At 35.6% G+C, this 22,380-nt stretch carries 19 protein-coding genes and 1 pseudogene; 9 read left to right on the top strand and 11 right to left on the bottom strand.

What is annotated here, in order from left to right; all coding sequences use genetic code 11:
- Positions 1–552 precede the first annotated feature (552 nt).
- The 3 genes from CXF59_RS09810 to CXF59_RS09800 form a co-directional block, all read right to left on the bottom strand.
- Positions 553–2,691, bottom strand: coding sequence for a polyribonucleotide nucleotidyltransferase (locus tag CXF59_RS09810; protein ID WP_101137621.1), 2,139 nt, complete (start codon positions 2,689–2,691; stop codon positions 553–555).
- A 150-nt stretch (positions 2,692–2,841) separates the two neighbouring features.
- Complete coding sequence (gene rpsO / locus CXF59_RS09805) at positions 2,842–3,108, bottom strand: 30S ribosomal protein S15 (protein ID WP_101137620.1); 267 nt, start codon at positions 3,106–3,108, stop codon at positions 2,842–2,844.
- 128 nt (positions 3,109–3,236) lie between these two features.
- Positions 3,237–3,698, bottom strand: coding sequence for a GAF domain-containing protein (locus CXF59_RS09800; protein WP_101137619.1), 462 nt, complete (start codon positions 3,696–3,698; stop codon positions 3,237–3,239).
- A gap of 72 nt (positions 3,699–3,770) precedes the next feature.
- On the opposite strand from CXF59_RS09800, the gene xrtF reads away from it, so the two are divergent.
- From xrtF to CXF59_RS09775, 5 genes are all read left to right on the top strand, one after another.
- On the top strand, positions 3,771–4,322 hold the full coding sequence (gene xrtF / locus CXF59_RS09795; protein ID WP_101137618.1) for an exosortase family protein XrtF: 552 nt from the start codon (positions 3,771–3,773) through the stop codon (positions 4,320–4,322).
- The gene (locus CXF59_RS09790) at positions 4,297–4,740 is read left to right on the top strand and encodes an exosortase F system-associated protein (protein ID WP_101137617.1); all 444 of its coding nucleotides are present in this window, start codon (positions 4,297–4,299) and stop codon (positions 4,738–4,740) included. The genes xrtF and CXF59_RS09790 overlap by 26 nt, the downstream gene beginning before the upstream one ends.
- 59 nt (positions 4,741–4,799) lie before the next feature.
- Positions 4,800–5,630, top strand: coding sequence for a restriction endonuclease (locus tag CXF59_RS09785; RefSeq protein WP_101137616.1), 831 nt, complete (start codon positions 4,800–4,802; stop codon positions 5,628–5,630).
- 41 nt (positions 5,631–5,671) lie between these two features.
- Positions 5,672–7,027 carry an MBL fold metallo-hydrolase RNA specificity domain-containing protein gene (locus CXF59_RS09780; protein ID WP_198554673.1) on the top strand — a complete coding sequence of 452 codons (1,356 nt, stop codon included), beginning with the start codon at positions 5,672–5,674 and terminating at the stop codon, positions 7,025–7,027.
- 287 nt (positions 7,028–7,314) lie between these two features.
- Positions 7,315–7,998: a DedA family protein gene (locus CXF59_RS09775; RefSeq protein WP_101137614.1), complete on the top strand. Its 684-nt coding sequence runs from the start codon at positions 7,315–7,317 to the stop codon at positions 7,996–7,998.
- A gap of 353 nt (positions 7,999–8,351) precedes the next feature.
- On the opposite strand, the gene groL is transcribed toward CXF59_RS09775, so the two are convergent.
- The 8 genes from groL to CXF59_RS09735 all read right to left on the bottom strand — a co-directional run bounded on the left by groL (position 8,352) and on the right by CXF59_RS09735 (position 17,584).
- On the bottom strand, positions 8,352–9,980 hold the full coding sequence (groL, locus tag CXF59_RS09770) for a chaperonin GroEL (protein ID WP_101137613.1): 1,629 nt from the start codon (positions 9,978–9,980) through the stop codon (positions 8,352–8,354).
- A gap of 75 nt (positions 9,981–10,055) precedes the next feature.
- Positions 10,056–10,331, bottom strand: coding sequence for a co-chaperone GroES (groES, locus tag CXF59_RS09765; protein ID WP_016989999.1), 276 nt, complete (start codon positions 10,329–10,331; stop codon positions 10,056–10,058).
- Positions 10,332–10,463: 132 nt separating this feature from the next.
- Positions 10,464–10,790: a preprotein translocase subunit SecG gene (gene secG / locus CXF59_RS09760; protein WP_101137612.1), complete on the bottom strand. Its 327-nt coding sequence runs from the start codon at positions 10,788–10,790 to the stop codon at positions 10,464–10,466.
- Positions 10,791–10,793: 3 nt separating this feature from the next.
- Entirely contained in the window at positions 10,794–11,645 is an 852-nt protein-coding gene (locus CXF59_RS09755) for a tetratricopeptide repeat protein (protein ID WP_101137611.1), read from the bottom strand.
- A 42-nt stretch (positions 11,646–11,687) separates the two neighbouring features.
- Positions 11,688–12,191: an LptE family protein gene (locus CXF59_RS09750; protein WP_101137610.1), complete on the bottom strand. Its 504-nt coding sequence runs from the start codon at positions 12,189–12,191 to the stop codon at positions 11,688–11,690.
- A gap of 159 nt (positions 12,192–12,350) precedes the next feature.
- Entirely contained in the window at positions 12,351–13,610 is a 1,260-nt protein-coding gene (locus CXF59_RS09745) for a sigma-54-dependent Fis family transcriptional regulator (protein ID WP_101137609.1), read from the bottom strand.
- A gap of 131 nt (positions 13,611–13,741) precedes the next feature.
- Complete coding sequence (gene miaB / locus CXF59_RS09740) at positions 13,742–15,187, bottom strand: tRNA (N6-isopentenyl adenosine(37)-C2)-methylthiotransferase MiaB (protein WP_101137608.1); 1,446 nt, start codon at positions 15,185–15,187, stop codon at positions 13,742–13,744.
- Between the two features lie 813 nt (positions 15,188–16,000).
- A complete protein-coding gene (locus CXF59_RS09735) occupies positions 16,001–17,584 on the bottom strand; it encodes a glycerol-3-phosphate dehydrogenase/oxidase (protein WP_101138512.1) in 1,584 nt (527 codons plus the stop codon).
- Positions 17,585–17,702: 118 nt separating this feature from the next.
- Between CXF59_RS09735 and CXF59_RS15400 the strand changes: the two genes are divergently transcribed.
- The 4 genes and pseudogenes from CXF59_RS15400 to CXF59_RS09720 all read left to right on the top strand — a co-directional run bounded on the left by CXF59_RS15400 (position 17,703) and on the right by CXF59_RS09720 (position 22,324).
- On the top strand, positions 17,703–17,963 hold the full coding sequence (locus tag CXF59_RS15400; protein WP_369828576.1) for a DeoR family transcriptional regulator: 261 nt from the start codon (positions 17,703–17,705) through the stop codon (positions 17,961–17,963).
- Positions 17,964–18,248: 285 nt separating this feature from the next.
- A pseudogene (locus CXF59_RS15395) lies at positions 18,249–18,464 on the top strand (transcriptional regulator); the annotation flags it as partial.
- A 175-nt stretch (positions 18,465–18,639) separates the two neighbouring features.
- Entirely contained in the window at positions 18,640–21,171 is a 2,532-nt protein-coding gene (gene topA / locus CXF59_RS09725) for a type I DNA topoisomerase (protein ID WP_101137607.1), read from the top strand.
- A 1-nt stretch (position 21,172) separates the two neighbouring features.
- Positions 21,173–22,324 (top strand): formimidoylglutamase, encoded by a 1,152-nt coding sequence (locus tag CXF59_RS09720; RefSeq protein WP_101137606.1) that lies wholly within the window; start codon positions 21,173–21,175, stop codon positions 22,322–22,324.
- The last annotated feature ends 56 nt before the right edge of the window (positions 22,325–22,380 follow it).

The following is a 22,380-nucleotide window of genomic DNA, read 5'->3' as shown; positions in this document are numbered from 1 at the left end:
ACTTAAGTTTATACAAGTATAAAAACTCAATCTCATTTGCGCAAATTGGGCTTCAAATAAATAACAGAACGTAAATTTGTGTGCGTAAATTTTTTTGTTTCTGATTGATCATCGCTTTTGTCTTTTGGGCTAGTTGTGCTTTTTTATCAACAGTAATGACATATACTTTTCTAATTTCCAGTAGATACTTGTCTAATGTTGCAGTTTAGCGATTGGCGACTGATTTGTTGTTTTAAACTAGTCTTATAGTTGTGTTTCTTCAAGTTTAAGTGTACAAGTAGGTACACGCATGGAGATTCGATATAGTTTAACCACGTACTAAATAAATTATTATATGCCACTTTTACCCAAATATGGGCTGTTTTCCGTCGAGATTTGTAGTACGCGCTTATTGTTTTTTGTATCGGTAGATTTAATTATGCGTTTCATAGCGAATTCATGACTTTTTCTAAGAATGTTGTTTCACGGGCCAGATTTAAAAAACAAAAACCCCATTTCAAATGAATGAAACGGGGTTTTTTATAAATGAACCTTTAGTAAACTAAGATCTGATTACTCTTTTCTTTCCTCGCGTGGAGGTCTTGGCATAAGTGCTTTTCTTGACACTTTTTCTTTTCTTGTTTTCGGATCCATACCTAAGTATTTCACTTGGAACAAATCGCCCATATTCACAACGTCAGAAACATTTTCTGTACGTTCCCATGCAAGCTCAGATACGTGAAGTAATACTTCGTTTCCTGGAGCTTCAAGGTACTCTACAACTGCACCAAAATCAAGCATTTTGATTACTTTCACATCATATGCTACATTCATTTGAGGTTTGAAAGTGATTGACTTAATCTTAGCCAATACTGCTTCAATTCCAGCAGGATCTGTTCCTAAGATTTCGATAACTCCTTCTTCAGTAGTTGGATCTTCATTGATAACGATTGTTGTTCCAGTTGTTTTTTGTAATTCTTGAATCACTTTTCCACCAGGTCCAATCAACGCACCAATAAATGCATTAGGAATTCTTCTTGTAATAATTTTCGGAGCGTAAGCTTTAACGTCTTCTTTTGGAGATGCCAAAGTTTCGATCAGTTTTCCAAGGATATGCAAACGACCGTCACGAGCTTGTGCTAATGCTGCTTCCATAATCTCGTACTTCAATCCGTCAATCTTAATGTCCATTTGACAAGCTGTAATTCCTTCAGAAGTACCGGTTACTTTAAAATCCATATCTCCTAAGTGATCTTCATCACCAAGAATGTCAGACAATACAGCGAAGCGGTCACCATCTGTAATCAGTCCCATTGCAATTCCAGAAACGGGACGAATCATTTGGATACCTGCATCCATTAATGACAATGTTCCAGCACAAACTGTTGCCATAGAAGAGGAACCGTTAGATTCTAATACTTCAGATACGACACGAATCGTGTAAGGACAATCAGCAGGAATCATATTTTTCAAAGCTCTTTGAGCCAAGTTTCCGTGACCTACTTCTCTTCTAGAAGTTCCTCTTAAAGGACGAGCTTCACCTGTTGAGAAAGGAGGGAAGTTATAATGCAAGTAGAATCTTTCTTCACCTTGTTGAGATGGAGAGTCAATTTGGTTTGCTTCTCTAGATGTTCCTAAAGTTGCTGTCGCTAATGCTTGAGTTTCTCCACGTGTAAACAATGCAGATCCGTGTACAGATGGTAAGTAATCTACTTTACACCAGATATCTCTAATTTCTGTAGTTTTTCTTCCGTCTAAACGTGTTCCTAGATCTAAGGTTACGTTACGAACAGCTTCTTTATTGGTTTTTTTGAAATATTTAGAAACTAAATCTCCATTTTCGGCCAATTCTTCTTCTGTAAACAAGGCGCGAACTTCTTCTTTTAATTCGTCAAATGCAGCTGTACGTTCTTGTTTAGAAGAACCTTTGCTAGCGATAGCATAATTTTTATCGTAAGATGCTTCTTTTACTTTGGCGTAAATAGCTTCGTCTTCTCTTTCTCCGTCGTAAGTACGAACTTCTTTTTTTCCAAAAGCAGCTACCAATCTTTCTTGTGCAGAAATTTGATTTTTGATATGTCCGTGTGCAAACTTGATTGCTTCTACCATTTCTGCTTCAGAAATTTCTTTCATCTCACCTTCTACCATTGCGATAGAATCCATAGAAGCTCCAATCATCATATCAATATCTGATAATTCTAATTGCGCACGACTGGGATTGATGATGAATTTTCCGTCTACTCTTCCAACTCTGGCTTCAGAGATTAAAGTTTTGAATGGAATGTCTGATAAAGCTAACGCTGCTGATGCTGCTAAACCTGCTAATGCATCTGGCATAACATCATCGTCAAAAGACATTAATTGAATCATTACCTGAACTTCTGCATGGTAATCGCTTGGAAAAAGTGGGCGTAAAACACGGTCTACTAAACGCATTGTTAACACTTCGCTATCACTTGGTCTTGCTTCTCTTTTGAAGAAACCCCCAGGGAATCTTCCTGCTGCTGCAAACTTTTCACGGTAATCTACCGTAAGTGGCAAGAAGTCCACTGGACTTGCTTTTCTTGCAGATACTACTGTTCCTAAAATAACAGTTTTTCCTATTCTGATTACTACAGATCCATCAGCTTGTTTTGCTAAATGACCTGTCTCGATTGTGATTGTTCTGCCATCACCTAAATCGATACTTTCTACAAATAATTGTGGAATCATAAATTTATTTTATTAGTTAAACATGGGTTCTAGTTGTGTTGTAGTTGTTGTTTGCGTAGTTAATGCCTAAAACCCAATGAAAAACCAAACTTTTTTTATTATTGTGTTAAAAACAAAAAGAGGCACTCTCGCGCCTCTTTAATATATTGATTATTTTCTGATACCCAATACTTTGATAATCTCACGATATCTGTTGATTTCTTTCTTTTTCAAATAATCCAACAAAGATCTTCTTTTTCCTACTAGCAATACTAATGAACGCTCTGTGTTATAATCGTGACGATTTTTTTTCAAATGTTCTGTTAGGTGGCTAATTCTGAAAGTGAATAAAGCAATTTGACCTTCTGTTTTACCTGTGTTTGTTTTTTCTCCGTGTTGAGCGAAGATTTCTTCTTTAATCTCTTTAGTTAAATACATTCCAATATTTGTTTAATGATTTTTATGTATGCCTTACAGCTATTGTAAGACGGGTGCAAAGATAATGTTTATTTTCATAACGGCAATATAAATTTTATCTAAGATTTATCGTAATAGTATTCAGGGTATTAAACAGTGAACGTTTTTGCAACTTCTTGATTTACAAATTCTAAAAATTTCTCATCAGCCTCTGTAAAAGGATCCAAAACATGACTATCGATGTCAATTTGCCCAATGTTTTCTCCGTTTACAAAAAGCGGGACAACCACTTCAGACTTTACGGTGAAACTGCAGGCGATGTAATTGTCTTGCGCTGCCACATCAGGGACAACGAAGTTCGCATTAGAAACTGCCACCTGTCCGCAAATACCTTTTCCGAAAGGAATAACGGTGTGGTCAGTCTCAGCTCCTACATAGGGGCCTAAATGCAAGGTTTTGGTATCTTGATTTGCAAAGTAAAATCCAACCCAGTTATAGTAGTCTATGTTGTCTTTTAAAAGTTGGCATACCGATAAAAGTTTTTCGTCTCTGGAAAGACTATTATTCAATGTAATTGCAGTTACCTTTGGTTGTAATTCCTGAAATGTCATAATTTGAGATTTTTATGCAAAAGTATTTAAAGTCCCTTTTAAAAATTATATAAATTTGTTAAAAAATACATTTTGAAAAAATATTTTATTCGTTACAAACCTTTTTTACTTTTTTTGACAAAGTTTTTCTTAACTTTTATCATTCTTACAGTACTATACCAAGGGTTTTTGGGTAGTTTCGAAGATCATAAGATTGATTCTATTACCAGATTAGTCGCCAGGAATACGGAACAGTTGCTGAATTTGTTTCCTACGGATGCAGGTATCGAAGAAAATAAAGCAGAAACTTTCATTACTTTGATTTACAATCATAAGTATGTTGCCCGGATAATCGAAGGATGTAATGCTATTAGTGTGATCATTTTATTTATTTCATTTATAGTTTCGTTTTCAGGGAAGGTAAAACCGACGATGCTTTTTATTTTTGGGGGGAGTATAGTGATTTATATATTAAATGTATTGCGAATCGCCATGTTGAGTGTCTTAATCTATCATTTCCCGGGGCAAGTATCTTTGTTACACGGCGTGTTTTTTCCTCTGTTTATTTATGGAGTAGTTTTCATCTTGTGGGTAATTTGGGTACGTAAATTTTCATTATATGCTAAAAATACTGCTGTCACATAAGTTAAGAATTGTTTTGGGATTCGTTTTTGTACAAGCACTTGCTGTAGTACGCGCTTATGAAGACCTATTGTTCTATGATCCTTTTTTGAATTATTTCAGAAGTGATTTTAATAGTTTGCCATTGCCTTCTTATGATTCTTTTCTGTTAATGATGGGGCTATTGTTTCGTTATGGTTTAAATTTGGTTTTGTCATTAGGTTTACTTTACGCGCTTTTTAGAGACATTACAATGATTAAGTTCGCTTCTATTCTATATGTCTTTTTCTTTCTTGTTTTAGTCTCCTTCTTTTACGCCATAATTTATTTCTATGGAGCCCATAACAACCTGATGCTTTTTTATGTGCGCCGATTTCTTATTCAACCTATTTTTGTAATCTTGTTTATCCCCGCGTTTTATTATCAAAAGCTAAATAAATAGTTTTTTTTAAGTATCTTTAGTAGTGGCTTTATCAAATTGATAGTCAAATAATTATAGATATGAAGGTAATAAAATACTCTGGAGATATTGTAGATTTTGACCCTAGAAAACTGAGAAAATCACTTGCGAAATCTGGAGCAGGTGATTTGGTGGTTGAGGATATCTTACATAAAATCAGTAAAGAAATCTATAACGGAATTTCTACAAAAAAAATTTATAAACGCGCTTTCGCTTTGTTAAAAAAAGAAGCCAATTCACATGCGGCGCGATATAATTTAAGATCGGCTCTTCAATTATTAGGACCTGCTGGATTTTTTTTCGAAAAATATATCGCACGACTTTTTGATGCAGAAGGTTACCAAACGGTTACCAATTTAATTTTGCCGGGTAAATGTGTATCACATGAAATTGATGTATTGATTAAGAAAGACAATGAGCTGGCAATGGTTGAATGTAAATTTCATTCCGCAAGAGAAAATAAGTCGGATGTAAAAGTTCCTTTATATGTTTTTTCGAGATTTAATGATTTGAAAGAAAGAAAACAGATTGTTTTTTCAAAAAATGAAATCGTTTCAAAATGCTGGATAGTAACCAATAATCGATTTACATCTGCTGCCATAGATTTTGCGAAATGTTCAGGTATGAATTTATTAAGCTGGGATTATCCGAAAGACAATAATTTGAAAACCAAAAACGATATTGATTGTCTTTATCCTGTCACTTGTCTGACTACATTGTCTCTGGGAGAAAAAGATAAATTATTAATATTGGATGTGATTTTAGCGAGAGAATTAGTGAATAATTCAGAGCAATTGGTTAGAATTGGTTTGAGTGCCAGCAGAATTAAAAATGTTTTAAAAGAAGTAAGAGAGTTAGTTAGATGTATTTAAAAGAAGCAGTGTTGTGATTTTTTAATATTAAAAACGGGGTCATGAAAGTAAAATTTATAGGTGCGGCAGGGACCGTGACAGGTTCAAAAACATTAGTTGAAAGCAAGGGAGTGCGAATTTTGATAGATTGCGGACTATTTCAGGGGATAAAGCCCTTACGGGAACTGAATTGGCAGCCATTGTCCGTCTTGGCTTCCACTATTGATTTTGTACTTCTGACGCATGGGCATTTAGATCATTGCGGTTGGTTGCCAAGATTAGTCGATCAAGGCTTTAAAGGTAAAATATACTGTTCAGGTCCAACAAAAGAAATTGCCGAACTGATTCTTTTAGACAGTGGTAAAATTCAGGAAGAGGAAGCTGAAAGAGCCAACAAAGAAAAGTATTCTAAACACGAAGTCGCAGAACCGCTTTATGATGTAGAACAAGCTAGGAAAGTTTTTCCGCATTTTAAAGTCATTAATACGGATCAATTACTGTCTTTAGATGCTGAAATTTCTGCTGTTTTTGTAAATGCTGGACATATTATAGGGGCATGCAGTATTGAGCTAACGCTCGAAAATAAAACATTAGTTTTTTCTGGTGATATTGGTCGAGATAACGATGTTTTAATGTACCCACCTACAAAGCCCAAAAAGGCAGATTATGTGTTTCTGGAGAGTACCTATGGAGATCATCTACACTCTGACAGTGATCCCAAGTTAGAATTAGAGATGTATATTAATAATGCGTTCAAGATGGGAGGTACGGTCTTTATACCAAGCTTTGCAGTAGAACGTGCACAAATGATTATGTATTTGCTATGGCAACTAAGAGAAGAAGGTAAAATTCCTGACGTTCCCTACATTATGGATTCGCCTATGGGAGTGAGTGCTTTTGATATTTTTTTTGAAAATAGAAAGTGGCATAAGTTGTCTTTAGAAGATTGTATAGCAATAAACAAAATGTTCACTATGATTACTGATTACAAGGAAACCATTGATACAATTTATAATAAAAACCCTAAAGTAGTGGTTGCCGCAAGTGGAATGGTGACTGGAGGAAGGATACTAAGTTATTTAGAACGATACATTAGTTTGCCTCAAACGACCGTAATTATAGTGGGGTACCAAGCAGAAGGGACTAGAGGAAGAAAATTGCTAGAAGGAGCCAAAGAAGTTAAGATTTACGGAAAGTATTATCCCGTTGAAGCAAAGATTTATGAAATAGAAGGACTATCGGCACATGCAGATCAAAAAGGGTTGCTCAATTGGCTTTCGGAATTAGAAAACAAACCTAAAAAAGTCTTTCTAGTTCATGGTGAAAACCAACCTGCAGATGAACTTCGCATAAAAATAAGAGAGTATTATGGATTTGATTGTTCTGTACCTTTGATGGGACAGGAATTTGAAATCTAAATAGTGATAGGATTTATTAATCTTGTTGCCCAAAGAGAAATTTTTGGGCTTCGCTTTGCAATAATCTGCAGACAATAGTCTTTTGAAAAAATAATTAGATTAAATCGATTACAAAATTTAAACATTAAAAATATTTAATTAATATACGGGATAATTTTTTAAAGCGCTCAGTCATTTTATACGATTGGTCAATCGTTAATTAAACTTTAAAATTATACAATAGATTGTAGTTGCACTAATTTATAACTACTTTCACGCACAAATAATTTAAGCAACAAATCCGTAGAATGAATAGTTTCGATTGGAAGAATTTAATAGACCCACTTTTTTACATTCATTTTGATGTAAATGGAGTGAAAATGGGGATCTATATTGTGTTATTTATAATTTTTGCAGAAACAGGTTTGTTTGCAGGTTTCTTTTTACCTGGTGATAGCTTGCTTTTTTTAGCGGGAATTTATAATAGAGAATTAATAGAAAATGTGCTTTTTATAGATAGCAGTTTTATTAATGTTTTAATCTTGTCTACTGCGGTCGCTGTATCTGGTATTCTAGGAAATATAGTAGGGTATTGGTTTGGGTCTAAAAGTGGGTATTATCTATACAACAAAAAAGATACTTTTTGGTTCAAGAAAAAATATCTTGTGCAGTCTAAAGACTTCTTTGACAAGCATGGGGGAAGAGCTATTATTTTTGCCAGGTTCTTACCTATATTCAGAACTTTTGCTCCTATTGTTGCCGGAATCGTAACTATGGATAAAAAGAAGTTCATGTATTACAATGTGGTTAGTTCTTTTTTGTGGTCGTTTACATTGATTTTTGCAGGTCATTATTTGTATGGTTTCTTACTGGAGAGTTATGAAATAGATTTAAAGGACCATATTGAATTAATAATTATTGGTTTAGTTATTTTAACACTTTCTCCAGTACTGCTTAAATTTGCTAAAAAAAGTAAGACATCTGAAGATTAAAAAGATAAAATTGCAAGCGAAGAAACAGTAATATTCTTCAGGCTTTGTATAAATGAAAAATCCGTCCAGTTATTAAACTGCGCGGATTTTTTTATATAAAATAGGTTTTGATATTACATTATTCCCGGCATACCGCCACCAATTAGATTTCTACCTGCATTTTCTTTTTTGAAGTGAATCAAAGCACATTCAGTGGTTAAGATTATTCTGGCAACTGATACAGTATTTTCCAATGCACCACGTGTTGCTTCTGTAATGTTTATAATCTTAGTTTTCAGCGTATCAGTATAAATAAAAAATCCGTCCAGTTATGAACTGCACGGATTTTTTTATATAATAGGTTTTGTTTGATATTACATCATTCCTGGCATACCGCCACCCATTGCATTTCCACCTGCGTTTTCTTCTTTGATATCAATCAAAGCACACTCAGTGGTTAATATCATTCCGGCAACTGACGCAGCATTTTCCAATGCAACACGTGTTACTTTTGTAGGGTCGATAATTCCAGCTTTTAGCATATCTACATATTCGTCAGTTTTAGCATTGTAGCCAAAATCGCCTTTTCCTTCAGCTACTTTCGCGACAACAACAGAACCTTCAAGACCTGCATTTTCAACTATGGTTCTTAATGGAGATTCAACAGCACGAGATATAATTTGGATTCCTGTCGCTTCATCCGCATTGTCCGGTTTTATAGCGCTTAATACATTTTTAGCTCTTAATAATGCAACACCACCACCAGCAACAATACCTTCTTCTACTGCTGCGCGTGTTGCGTGCAAGGCATCATCAACTCTGTCTTTTTTCTCTTTCATTTCTACTTCAGAAGCAGCACCAACATAAAGAACAGCAACACCACCAGCTAATTTAGCCAAACGTTCCTGTAATTTTTCCTTGTCATAATCAGAAGTTGTAGCTTCCATTTGACCTTTAATTTGGTTTACACGATTTTTAATCATGTCAGCTTCACCGGCACCACTTACAATTGTAGTATTGTCTTTGTCGATAGTTACTTTTTTAGCAGTCCCTAACATTTCGATAGTTGTATTCTCAAGGGTATATCCTCTTTCTTCAGAGATTACAGTTCCACCAGTCAGGATCGCAATATCTTCAAGCATTGCTTTTCTTCTGTCTCCAAAACCAGGTGCTTTTACAGCAGCAATTTTTAAAGCTCCACGTAATTTATTTACAACCAGTGTTGATAGTGCCTCACCATCTACATCTTCAGCAATAATTAGCAATGGTTTTCCAGATTGAGCAACAGGCTCAAGAACCGGTAATAATTCTTTTAGAGAAGAAACTTTTTTGTCATACAACAAAATATAAGGGTCTTCTAATTCTACTTCCATTCTTTCAGAATTGGTCACAAAATAAGGGGAAAGGTATCCTCTGTCAAACTGCATTCCTTCTACAACATCTACATAAGTTTCTGTTCCTTTTGCTTCTTCAACAGTGATAACACCTTCTTTTCCTACTTTCGCGAAAGCAGTAGCAATTAAATCACCAATTACTTCGTCATTGTTAGCAGAAATAGAGGCAATTTGCTTGATTTTGTCTGAGTCAGTACCTACTTCTTTTGATTGTTTTGCCAAGTCAGTAACAATAGCTTGTACTGCTTTGTCGATACCGCGTTTCAAATCCATTGGATTTGCTCCTGCAGCAACGTTTTTTAACCCTTCTTTTACTATGGCTTGCGCTAAAACGGTTGCAGTTGTAGTTCCATCTCCTGCCAAATCGTTGGTTTTTGACGCTACTTCTTTTACCATTTGAGCTCCCATGTTTTCTAACGGGTCTTTCAATTCAATTTCTTTGGCTACAGTAACCCCATCTTTTGTTACTGTTGGCGCGCCAAATGATTTCCCAATGATTACATTACGACCTTTTGGCCCTAGAGTAACTTTTACCGCATTTGCTAATGCATCAACGCCACGTTTTAAGCCGTCACGTGCTTCTATATCAAATTTTATATCTTTTGCCATTTCTTTTTATTTTGTTAAATTTTTTGAAGAGACAAGTTACGACTTGTCTGTGCTATTTTAGATTTATTTTTGCAATTATATTATTGCAAGAATGTCCTCTTCTCTCATTATCAAATAATCTTTACCTTCTAATTTCAATTCAGTACCTGAATATTTTCCGTAAAGAACGCTGTCTCCAATTTTTACAGTCATTGTGTGTTCTTTTGTGCCATCCCCAACAGCAACGACAGTTCCTTTTTGTGGTTTTTCTTTAGCGGTATCAGGAATAAAAATCCCTGACGCAGTTTTTGTTTCAGCAGCAACAGGTTCTATAAGAACGCGGTCAGAAAGTGGTTTAATGTTTAAAGCCATGATTTTATTTTTTAATTATATTAGTGTGTAACTAAAGTCAGAAATTGTGCCAGCCTTATTAAACTGACATAATTTCTTATAAAAAATGCCAGCTTTGACAGGCTGGCATTTTTTATAATTTATTGTTATGAATTATTCTGTAACTGGTACGTTTTGTATTGGTGCAGCAGGTGAAACTGGAGCTGCAGTTTCTGTGTTGTCAATAATTTTAGAATCTGTATCGCTTAATGTTCCCGTGAAACTTAAACTTGATAATAATATTAATGCGATCAGGATCGTAGCTAATGTCCAAGTGCTTTTGTCTAAAAAGTCAGTTGTTTTTTGTACTCCACCTAACATTTGAGAACCACCGATGGTAGATGATAACCCACCGCCTTTAGGGTTTTGAACCATTATTACTACAATCAATAGAAAACAAACTATTGTTATTAAAACTAAAAAAATTGAAAATGTGCTCATTGTTTAATTATTATTTTGTTGTAAAATCTTAATATCCGTTATACGGTCTGCAAAGAAACTACTTTTTTCTGGATATTTCAATATTAATATCTCATAAGCTTGAATCGCTTTTTGATATTTTTTTTGTTCTAAATATACCCGGGCTAAAGTTTCAGTCATCAGCGAAGAATGATCGTCCTTATTTATATCAATTCGAACCGTAGAGGTTACTCCATGTTTAACTGGAGAGATCTTTGGGCTACTTTCGATAAACTTATCTATTAGTGCTGCTTTTTTATTTTTCCTCTCGTTGCTTAGTAGTGGTTTTGGGATGTTATCTTTTTCGTTCTCCCTGTCGATAGGCTGCGTTCTGGATAGTTGAAGCCATTCCTGGAAAGAATGTTTTTCGTTTGCGGAAAAATCTAACGGCGTACCGATGGCTAATTTCTCTTCTGCCACAATTAGATTTTCTTTCGGGTCAGCGGGCGAGGATTCTTTTATCGAGGTTAAAATTGACTGTTCTAAAGTATTCTTTTTAGCCTCTAATTTCTTTGGAGGTGTTATTAGTTCGCCGTCAATTATATCGATGTCCAGAAGCTCTATTGCTTTTTGATCATACAATTCTTTTTGAATTGCAATAAAGGTGTCCGAAGTTATGAAGTCAAACAGTACTGTTCTGTCAGTTGTATGGGCGGCAGTAACTTTTAAAGCGAAATTATACTTAAAACTATTCTGATTGTATAAGCCTTTTAATCGCAAAGCTCTTGCGCTTTGGAAAAAAGGAAATTCGTCCAATACTTTTTCTAAAGCTAAAGTGTGCAGCTCAGAAACAGTGTCTGGTTTATTGATTAAGGTTGTATAAGCAGTTACGTTCATTTTCAGTTTTCAAATTTTTTAAATCTAATTGCTAGAGGTGATTTACCATTTCGCAAGAGATTCATTAAATATGTCTTGTGTGATTCTTTCAAAAATCACTTTAATGGCACTATTTAAAGTGGAGCCGGAAAGTTGTTGGGTGGCTGGATAATCAAAAAAGAATTCAAAAGTTTTTTCGAAATTATCTATTTCTTTTTTTCTATTGGTGAACCTAACGTTTACTCTAATCTTCAAGCGGTTTTGAGAAGCTCGTTGATCAGCTGTCGCTGTCATAGGACTGATTCTATAATCGACAATTTCCCCTTCATAAATTAAATCCCCACCACTTTTCACTAAATTTAGGTTAGTTTGATTCATGATGATATCTTGCAAGGCAAGTGTAAATGTCCTGTCAATTCCAGGTTCGATTAATTCTGCATTATTTTGAAAAAAGTTAACCTGGAATGTTTTTGCATCGATCTTCCCGGTTCCCGTGAAGTTGTACACTGAACAACCGCTTAAAATAAATAAAGAAAATAGGGCTAGTAAAGAATATTTTTTTTTCATGTTTATAATTGAAAATCCAAATTACAATCCGATCCGATTTATAATTTTCATTCTTGTCAAATATACTAATTTGGATTATAGAATTTATTTATTAGTTTTTGTTTTTCCTAATTTGGAATTTGCCAGTCTTTCTGCAGACAGGGAGTTTATTTTTGGATGTTATAAATCGAATTGTTTTATTTTTCGATATAAAGTTCTTTCTGAAATCCCTAATTCATCTGCCGCTGCTTTGCGTTTTCCCTTGTTCTTTTCCAATGATTTTTTAATCATTTCAATTTCTTTCTGTTCTAGTCTTAAGACTTCTTCCTCCTCCTCGACAGTTTCGGCAAAAAGATAATTATCATCATTCTCCTGATAGGATTCTTCATTGCTTTGACTGGCGATCAAGGCTGTTCTTGGCTCTTCTTCAAAATCTATTTCGCTATCATTTTCTTTAGATCCATATATTTTTGTGATTAGGTTTTTATTGGTTTCCTGGACTTTGGAACTGCCATTTTCCATTAACTCTAAAGTAAGTTTTTTTAGATCATGTAAATCACTTTTCATATCAAAAAGCACTTTGTACAAAATTTCTCTTTCGTTACTAAAGTCTCCGTCACTTTTTTTATTTTTTATCACGGAAGGTAAGTTACTGCCTTCAGAAGGTAAATAAGATTGTAAAATAGCGGCAGTAATATCGCGATTGGTTTCCAAAACAGAAATTTGTTCAGCGACATTTCTTAGCTGACGAATGTTTCCGCTCCAACGAAATTTTTGTAGTACTTGGACTGCGCCTTCGTCCAGTTTCAATGGGGGCATCTTGTATTTGGAGGCAAAATCAGCAGCAAATTTTCTGAATAATAAATGAATATCATCTTTTCTGTCTCGCAATGGAGGCAGAAGAATGTCAACAGTGCTTAGACGGTAATATAAATCTTCTCTGAATTTTCCTTTTTCGATAGCGTCAAATAAATTGACATTGGTGGCCGCTACGATTCTTACATCTGTTTTTTGAACTTGGGAAGAACCTACTTTTATAAACTCTCCATTTTCAAGGACACGAAGTAATCTAACTTGAGTCGTTAGCGGTAATTCGCCTACTTCGTCCAGAAAAATGGTTCCGCCATCAGCTACTTCAAAATAACCTTCACGTGTTCCTGTCGCTCCTGTAAAAGCACCTTTCTCATGACCGAAAAGTTCGCTATCGATAGTTCCTTCCGGTATGGCACCACAGTTTACGGCAATATATTTCCCATGTTTTCTATGCGAAAGGGAATGTATGATTTTTGGAATGCTTTCTTTTCCGACACCACTTTCACCCACAACCAATACTGAAATGTCAGTAGGGGCAACTTGAATGGCTTTTTCTATCGCACGATTTAGCTTCGGTTCATTACCGATAATCTCAAATCGTTGTTTTATAGCTTGAACTGTATCCATTATATTTTGTCTTGTTTATGCCACTCCATATCCAATTTTGAGAAATTATTTTAATTAAAATCAGAATAATTCGTGCTAATTTTTGTAATTCGTGGTGACTTTTTTTTAAATTCAATCTGTTGCTAATAAATCTAATTCATTTCGCTCAATCCCACTGCTTCCCCTTTCAAAGTTCCGCTGGTACAAGATGTTATTTTTACATTTACAAAGTCACCAATAGCGTATGCTTCTTTCGGAAAAACTACGGTAATGCTTTGTGAGTTTCTTCCAGAAAATTCTTCAGTAGATTTTTTCGAAACTTTCTCTACTAAAACCTCTACAGTTTGTCCAATAAATTCCTCAGAGCGTGACCAGGCATGCTTTTGTTGCAAGTCTACAATTTCTTGTAATCTTCTTGCTTTGATTTTATCAGTAACATCATCTTCCATTTTTCTTCCTGCCAGAGTCCCAGGTCTTTCAGAGTAGGAGTACATGTATCCAAAATTATATCTCACATATTGCATTAAACTCAACGTATCTTGATGATCTTGCTCTGTTTCTGTTGGGAAGCCAGCAATCATATCTTGTGATATAGAGCCGTTTGGAATAATAGTTCTTATTTTATCAATCAAAGCCATGTATTCTTCACGGGTATGCAAACGGTTCATTTCCTTTAAGATTCTATTGCTGCCTGATTGAACCGGTAAATGAATGTGTTTGCAGATATTAGGATGCTTTGCGATTACGTGCAATACACTTTCGTGCATGTCCTGTGGATTGGATGTCGAAAAGCGAATTCTCATTTTTGGAAAGCCAACAGCCGCCATTTCTAATAATTGGTCAAAATCAACTGCGGTTGCTTTTTGCATTTCAGAAGCGTTTGCGAAATCTTTTTTCAATCCGCCACCATACCAAAGATAACTGTCCACATTTTGTCCAAGAAGTGTGATTTCTTTGAACCCTTTGTCCCACAAATCCTGAATTTCTTTCATAATACTTTGGGGCTCACGACTGCGTTCGCGTCCACGGGTAAAAGGCACCACGCAAAACGTACACATATTGTCACAACCCCGCGTGATGGAAACCAAAGCGGTGATGCCATTGCTCATCAAGCGAACCGGTGAAATGTCGCCGTATGTTTCGTCTTTTGACAAAATCACGTTGATGGCGTCACGTCCTTCTTCAACTTCTGCCAATAAATTGGGCAGGTCTTTGTAGGCATCAGGACCCACAACAAGATCCACGATTTTTTCTTCTTCTAGGAATTTGTCTTTCAAACGTTCTGCCATACAACCTAAAACTCCAACTTTCATTTTTGGGTTTATGCGTTTCACCGCATTGTATTTCTCCAAACGTTTACGAACAGTTTGTTCCGCCTTGTCACGAATGGAGCAGGTATTCACCAAAACTAAATCGGCCTCTTCGAGCACTTGCGTCGTGTTGTATCCGTTTCCGGACAGTATGGAAGCCACGATTTCACTATCAGAAAAGTTCATCGCACAGCCATAGCTTTCTATAAAAAGTTTTTTTGTGTTCTCGGGTTTGTTTTCTAAAACAAGGGTTTCTCCTTGTTTGCTTTCTTCAATAATCTTTTCCATAAGTCACTTTCAAAAGTGTGTTTAAATAAGGTCGCAAAGGTACAATTATTTGTGCGAATGTGACAAGATGTCAGATGAAGAATTAACAATGTTTTAAGTCGTTCTAATTGTGTTCTTTCAAGAGCTGTTTATGGCTATTCGTTTTAAGGCCTCGCAAAAAATCCGGGTTTCCCAAGTATCATAAAGAGGTTCTTTTAGTCGTTTTCACATAAGCTGAAACTTAAACTTTTTTTTCTGCGGGCTTTTCGCTGCTATCCGGGTTAAGTGAGGCTTGCTATTTTAGGAATGAAAAAAACCTCCCTTAAAACAAAAGGGAGGTTTGAATGACAAATTAAAATCAAAAACCTAAAACAAATTTACATCTAATTTAAGTTTGGCGATTTTATTGTAAGAGTTCCGCATTGCTGTTGTTGAAGCGGGTAGTTTGTAGTTAAATATTTTTAGCTGCTTTTATGCCTGTGTTTACGGTATCAAAATTACTTTCAATTTTGTTGGGAAATAGGTGTTTGTTTCCGTTAATGGGTAAGGTGACGCCCATAAATACATTCAAATTTACTTTTGATTGCGGATCAGCGGATAGCTCAATTCTACATAGGCTGAGTTTCTACTACGATAATCATTGCTGCTTTAATATCGAGCTCCATCCCAAATTCCTAACGTTAAGGTTTGGCTTTCACTTAAGGCGTAATTACTGTTTCCGATAGCCGCGGTTAAAGACAGTTGTTCTAGCCGACGCTGTATTTTAGTCAAGTACCAAGATTAATCTGTTTTTCGTTTTTGGATTTTTTTTAGGCTAGCTAATAGGGTTGTAAATTATTTTATTTGAAATTCTGTCAAAATAAATCCGTTTGCCAGTTTCTTAAATTGAGTTATTTGGTTTTCCTTCCAGGCTTCATCGCGACCAAGTTCTTTAGAGAGTAATTGCGCAACTTTTCCTGAAACAGCAATGGCCGCACGAGCGTCTAAAAACAAGAGGCGTACTCTTCTTGAAAGCACATCGTCAATTGTTCTTGCCATTTCATAACGGATTGCCCAAACAACTTCAGCCATTGTATAGTCGTAACTTGGATGTAGCTTTTGTTTTAATTCAGGTTCTTGTCTTTGTAGTTCTAGTATTTTAGGAATATCAGTTCCGTAAATGTATAGGTGGTTTTCACGATCAGCAGTGCTTGTTTTGATGTTTCCGTGAATTGAAACGCCTTTTGTTTTACATTCTTTTTTAGGCAGATGACGCACAGTGATTGCTTTGTCAATAATGTCTTCGGCAATTTTTCTGTAAGTGGTCCATTTACCGCCGGTTATAGTGATTAGTCCGGTTTCAGAAACTATTATTTTATGGCTCCTTGATACTTCTTTAGTGCTTTTCCCTTCTTCTTCAGGCGCAGCAAGTGGTCTTAATCCGGCAAAAACTGACAGTACGTCTGCGCGCGTGGGTTTCTTAGCTAAGAATCTTTGAGCGGTTTCCAGGACAAAATCGATTTCTTTTTCTAATGCGATAGGTTCTAAACTGTGACTTTTGATTAAAGTGTCTGTTGTTCCCACAACAATTTTATTATGCCAGGGTACGGCAAATAAAACTCTTCCATCACTTGTTTTTGGAATCATTAATGCGTGGTCGGTAGGCAGAAACGATTTGTCAAAAACGAGATGGATTCCTTGACTCGGAACAATGTATTTTTTATAAACAGTATCATTCAATTTCATTATTGAATTGATAAAAACACCAGTTGCGTTTATGATAGCTTTTCCTTTTAGGTCAAATAACTCTTGGGTTTCTTGGTTTTTGACCTGAACGCCAGTTATCTGGTTTTGGCTATCTTTCAACAAGTTGACAACCTTGGTGTAGTTTAAAACGCAAGCGCCATTTTCTATTGCCGTCTGGGCTAGGTTGATCGCTAATCGTGAATCGTCAAATTGACCGTCTTGATATATAACACCGTTCACTAATCCGTTTTGCTCAATAGTAGGTAATAGTTCAATTGTTTTTTTCCTTGAAATATATTTAGATTTACCTAAGCTTAATTTACCGGCTAACATATCGTAAATAGTGAGTCCTATGGTGTAGAAATAACCACCCCACCAATTGTAGTTAGGTATGACGAAAGTTTGATTTTGGACAAGATGTTTAGCGTTTTTCACCATTAAGCCTCTTTCTTTTAGAGCTTCCATGACAAGGGATATGTTGCCTTGCTCTAGGTAGCGTACTCCGCCGTGAACTAATTTAGTGGATCTGCTTGATGTTCCTTTTGCGAAATCTACTGCTTCAACCAAAATAGTTTTGTACCCTCGACTGGCAGAATCAAGTGCGGTTCCCAGACCATTAGCTCCTCCACCTATGATGATTACGTCCCATTCTGATGTTTCTTTTAGTTTTGTTAATTGTTCAGATCGGTTCATAACTTTCAACATTTATTATTTTAAAATTTTAATCTCTTTCAAATAAAAACTATCGCGAAATGAAATTATTGGTTTTTGTAATTTTTAAATATAATCAAAATTAACTAGACCATGTGTTATAATTATAATCAATAGAAGACAAGAGGGTATACTTCACGAGTTAAATCAAAAAGGATATGTGAATGTGGTTGATTTGTGTGAAACACATAGTTTTTCCACCATAATCATTCGAAAGGACTTGAACTTTTTAGAGAATGAAAAGCTTTTGCATCGCATTCACTGTCGGGCCAGTAAGCAACCCATTTATGCTTTTGAAAGAGATGTACTTTATGAAGATGCGGGTAGGGGGAAAAAGGAAATTGCAAAAGAAGCATTATAATGTATAAGTAATAATTATTTCGTAATAGTAGGATTGGGTTCTAACATTCATTATTAGTAACAAATTATTAAAGGATTTCATAAACTGACTGTGCTTATGCCCTCCTTAAAGGTTTCGTTATAGCTACGTAAAGAGACAAGTATTGATACAATTCAACTAGGCGGAGATATTCGAAAGAGTTCAACTTCGTCAGTGCCCATTGTGGAAGCTATTTTAGACCAGTTTTCTTATGGCAAGTTGTTTTTAGGAACAGATTGTACTCTTCTGTAATTTGGATTAAGTACCTCGAATGCTCTCGAAGCGCATCTAAATCTAGCAATGATTGATGTTGCTGAGAAGGTTATTGTATTGGCAGATTCAACAAAAATGAATATGAGAGGGTTGGGTGAAATTTGTAATTTACATAGAATTTATGTTTTAATTACAGGGGGTATTTACAACGAAACGAAAGCGAAACTAGAAGAATTAGGCATTGACGTTGTTGTTGCCGGAAAAGACTAATTCTTGTTCCTTATTATGTGGTTAGCAGTTTTGAGAGAAATGATTATTATAAGTTTTAAGACATGCTGTTATTTAAGGTTTTATGTGCTGTTTTTTTGATGATAAATATTTTTAAAATTTTCAGAAGCCCAATATTTAAAAAAAACTTCTACTTTTGTCCTAGAAAAATAGAGCAATGGCAAAGAATTTAGTAATAGTTGAGTCCCCCGCAAAGGCGAAAACAATCGAGAAATTTTTAGGAAGTGATTTTCAAGTAGAGTCAAGTTATGGGCATATTGCCGACTTGCCTTCTAAAGAAATAGGAGTTGATGTAGAGAATGGTTTTAAACCTAAATATGAAGTTTCGGCCGATAAAAAAGCTTTAGTAACCAAATTGAAAGGTTTGGCTAAAAAAGCAGAAATGGTTTGGTTAGCAAGTGATGAGGATCGTGAGGGAGAAGCTATTTCTTGGCATTTATCCGAGGAGCTAAAACTGGATAAGGCAAAAACTAAACGAATCGTTTTTCATGAAATCACAAAAAGTGCTATTTTAAAAGCAATTGATAATCCACGTGAAATTGACTATAATTTAGTGAATGCGCAACAAGCAAGGAGAGTGCTTGACAGGTTAGTGGGTTATGAATTATCTCCTGTATTATGGAGAAAAATTAAAGGAGGATTATCGGCGGGACGTGTGCAGTCAGTTTCGGTACGTCTGATTGTGGAACGCGAACGTGAAATTCAGAGTTTTAACGCAGTCGCAAGCTATTCTGTTGTGGCGGAATTCACTAATGAAGCTGGAAAATCGTTCAAAGCAAAACTTCCGAAAAATTTCAATACAAAAAAAGAAGCTGAGGATTTTTTAAAGAAAAATGTCGGTTCAAACTATAAGGTTTCAGACTTAGAAACGAAACCAACCAAGAAATCCCCAACGGGACCATTTACTACTTCAACTTTACAACAAGAAGCGGCACGTAAATTGTATTTGCCTGTTGGAATTACCATGCAATTAGCGCAACGTTTGTACGAAGCTGGACTTATAACTTATATGAGAACGGATAGTGTAAACCTTTCTAAAGATGCCATGGAAGCTGCTCAGGCAGAAATTATTAAATCGTACGGAAAAGAGTTTTCTAGACCTCGAACTTTTGTTAATAAAAGCAAAGGAGCACAGGAAGCGCATGAGGCGATTCGCCCAACGGATATGTCGCGTCATACGGTGAATATCGATAGAGATCAAGCCCGATTATATGATCTAATATGGAAAAGAACTTTAGCTTCTCAGATGAGTGATGCCAAGCTAGAACGAACAAACGTCAAAATTGAAGCTAACAATCACAGTGAAATTTTCACGGCTTCTGGTGAGGTGTTGCTTTTTGAAGGTTTTTTGAAAGTGTACTTGGAAGGTCATGATGACGATGAAGAAGAGCAGGACGGAATGTTACCTGCGATGAAAGTCAGTGAGAAACTTCACAACAATTATATTACGGCAACGGAGCGATATTCAAGACCTCCAGCACGCTATACAGAAGCTTCTTTGGTTAAAAAACTGGAAGAGTTAGGAATTGGTCGTCCGTCAACTTATGCACCTACGATTTCAACAATTCTCAACAGAAATTATGTTGAGAAAGGAAATCTTGACGGTCAGGAGCGAAAATATACGCAATTAGTCTTGCAGTCGGGGAAATTAGAAGAAAAGTTACTTAAAGAAAATACAGGTTCTGATAAAGGAAAATTAGTTCCGACAGATATAGGTACAATCGTTACTGATTTCTTGGTGAAGAATTTCGGAAATATTTTGGATTATAATTTCACTGCAAAAGTGGAACAGGATTTTGATGAAATAGCTGAAGGAAATGTGGATTGGGCGGTGATGATGAAAGAGTTCTACGATCAATTTCACCCTATCGTGAAAGATGTGGAAGCGAATGCTGAGAGAGAAAGTGGAGAAAGGATTTTAGGAAAAGACCCTAAAACTGAGAAGCAGGTTTTAGTTCGTTTAGGAAAATTTGGTCCAGTGGCCCAAATTGGTGAAGCGGATGATGAAGAGAAAAAATTTGCCAGTTTAATGGCAGATCAAAATATTGGTACCATAACTTTGGAAGAAGCATTAGATCTTTTTCTGCTTCCGAAAGATTTAGGGGAATATAAAGGGGAAGAAGTTCAGGTCAGTAATGGTCGTTATGGACCTTACATTCGTCATGGAGCTGCTTTTGTTTCTTTGCCAAAAGGAGAAAATCCTTTGGATGTAGATTTTAAAAGAGCGCAGGAATTAATTGACGAGAAAGCAATTGCCGATGCGCCAATTACTGTCTATAAAGGAGAAGGAGTGCAGAAAGGTACTGGCCGTTTTGGTCCTTTCATCAAATGGGATGGATTGTTTATCAATGTGAATAAGAAATATGATTTCGATAATTTATCGCAATCGGACATTGAAGCATTGATTGAAGATAAATTGCAGAAGAACATTGATAAAGTTTTGCATAACTGGGAAGAGGAAGGGATTTTGGTCGAAAAAGCACGTTGGGGACGCTCCGTAATAACCAAAGGAAAAATAAAAATTGAACTTTCTAAAGAAGTTGATGCTACAAAATTGACATTGGTAGAAGTTCAAGAGATGATTGCCAAGAAGACCCCTGCTAAAAAAGTGGCTGCCAAAAAAGCACCGGCTAAAAAGGCAGTAGCCAAGAAAACAGCGGTAAAGAAACCTGCAGCAAAAAAGAAATAAAATGGAGTTTGATTTTTTGGAACCTATCGATAATGAAATCCTTGATTTGGTTCAAGGATTAACTTCTCAGCAGTTGGGGAGTAAAATGGTTTTTCATACGAAAGACCAATTCCCGAATTTAGATAAGATTAATATCGCTGTAATTGGAGTTTTAGAGAATCGAGGCGCTGGTGGAGTGACAGAAGACGTTGATTTATTGGCAATTCGTAAAGAGTTATATACCATGTTTCCGGGTAACTGGGATGCGTCTATTGCTGATTTAGGTACTATTCTGGCGGGAAATTCTATAGAAGACTCTTATTTTGCTTTGCGAAAAGTAGTGTCGAATTTAATTAAGAAAAAAATTATACCCATAGTGATCGGTGGTTCCCAAGACTTGACATTTGCGCTTTATAGGGCTTTTGACGAGTTGGAGCAAATGGTAAATTTAGTTTCAATAGACAGTAAGTTCGATTTTGGAAAAGAAAATGATGAGGTGTCTGCTTCGTCTTATTTAACAAAAATAATTATCGATGAGCCGAATAATCTTTTTAATTATTGTAATATTGGGTATCAGACCTATTATAATTCGCAAGAAGAGATTGATTTAGTTGAGAAATTGTTTTTTGACGCCTATAGATTGGGGGAAATTTCCAATAAGATAAGTTTGGCAGAACCCGTCTTCAGGGATGCGGATATAGTCAGTCTCGATTTGAATTCCGTAAAATCATCAGATTCAGGTAATTTTACCACATTTACGCCTAACGGATTTAATGGAAAGGAGATTTGTTCACTGGCAAGGTATGCCGGGATTAGCGATAAAGTTTCCGTTTTTGGAATATTTAATCATAATGATTCAGTTCAAGAATCGGCGTTAGTGGCGCAAATCATCTGGTATTTCATAGAAGGGTTTCATTATCGTTCCAATGAATATCCTTTTGGCAGCAGGGAAAATTATATAAAATACATTGTGCCTTTAGAAGATGAAGTTTTGGTTTTTTATAAAAGTGACAAAACGGATAGATGGTGGATAGAAATACCATTTATTTCAGATGGGAGTAATAAATTAAAAAGAAATACGTTATTACCTTGTTCCTATGATGAATATTTAGGGGCGTGTAATCAGGAATTGCCTGAAAGATGGTGGAAGGCACAACGAAAAAATAGCATTTAAAAAAGAAGACTATTGTACGACTAATTTAATTCTATAAAAAATTATGTTTAGTTTAA

Source organism: Flavobacterium sp. ALD4 (assembly GCF_002836475.1).
Taxonomy (GTDB): domain Bacteria; phylum Bacteroidota; class Bacteroidia; order Flavobacteriales; family Flavobacteriaceae; genus Flavobacterium.
Note: the sequence above shows the minus strand (reverse complement) of the source record. Positions and strands in the feature narration are given on the sequence as shown.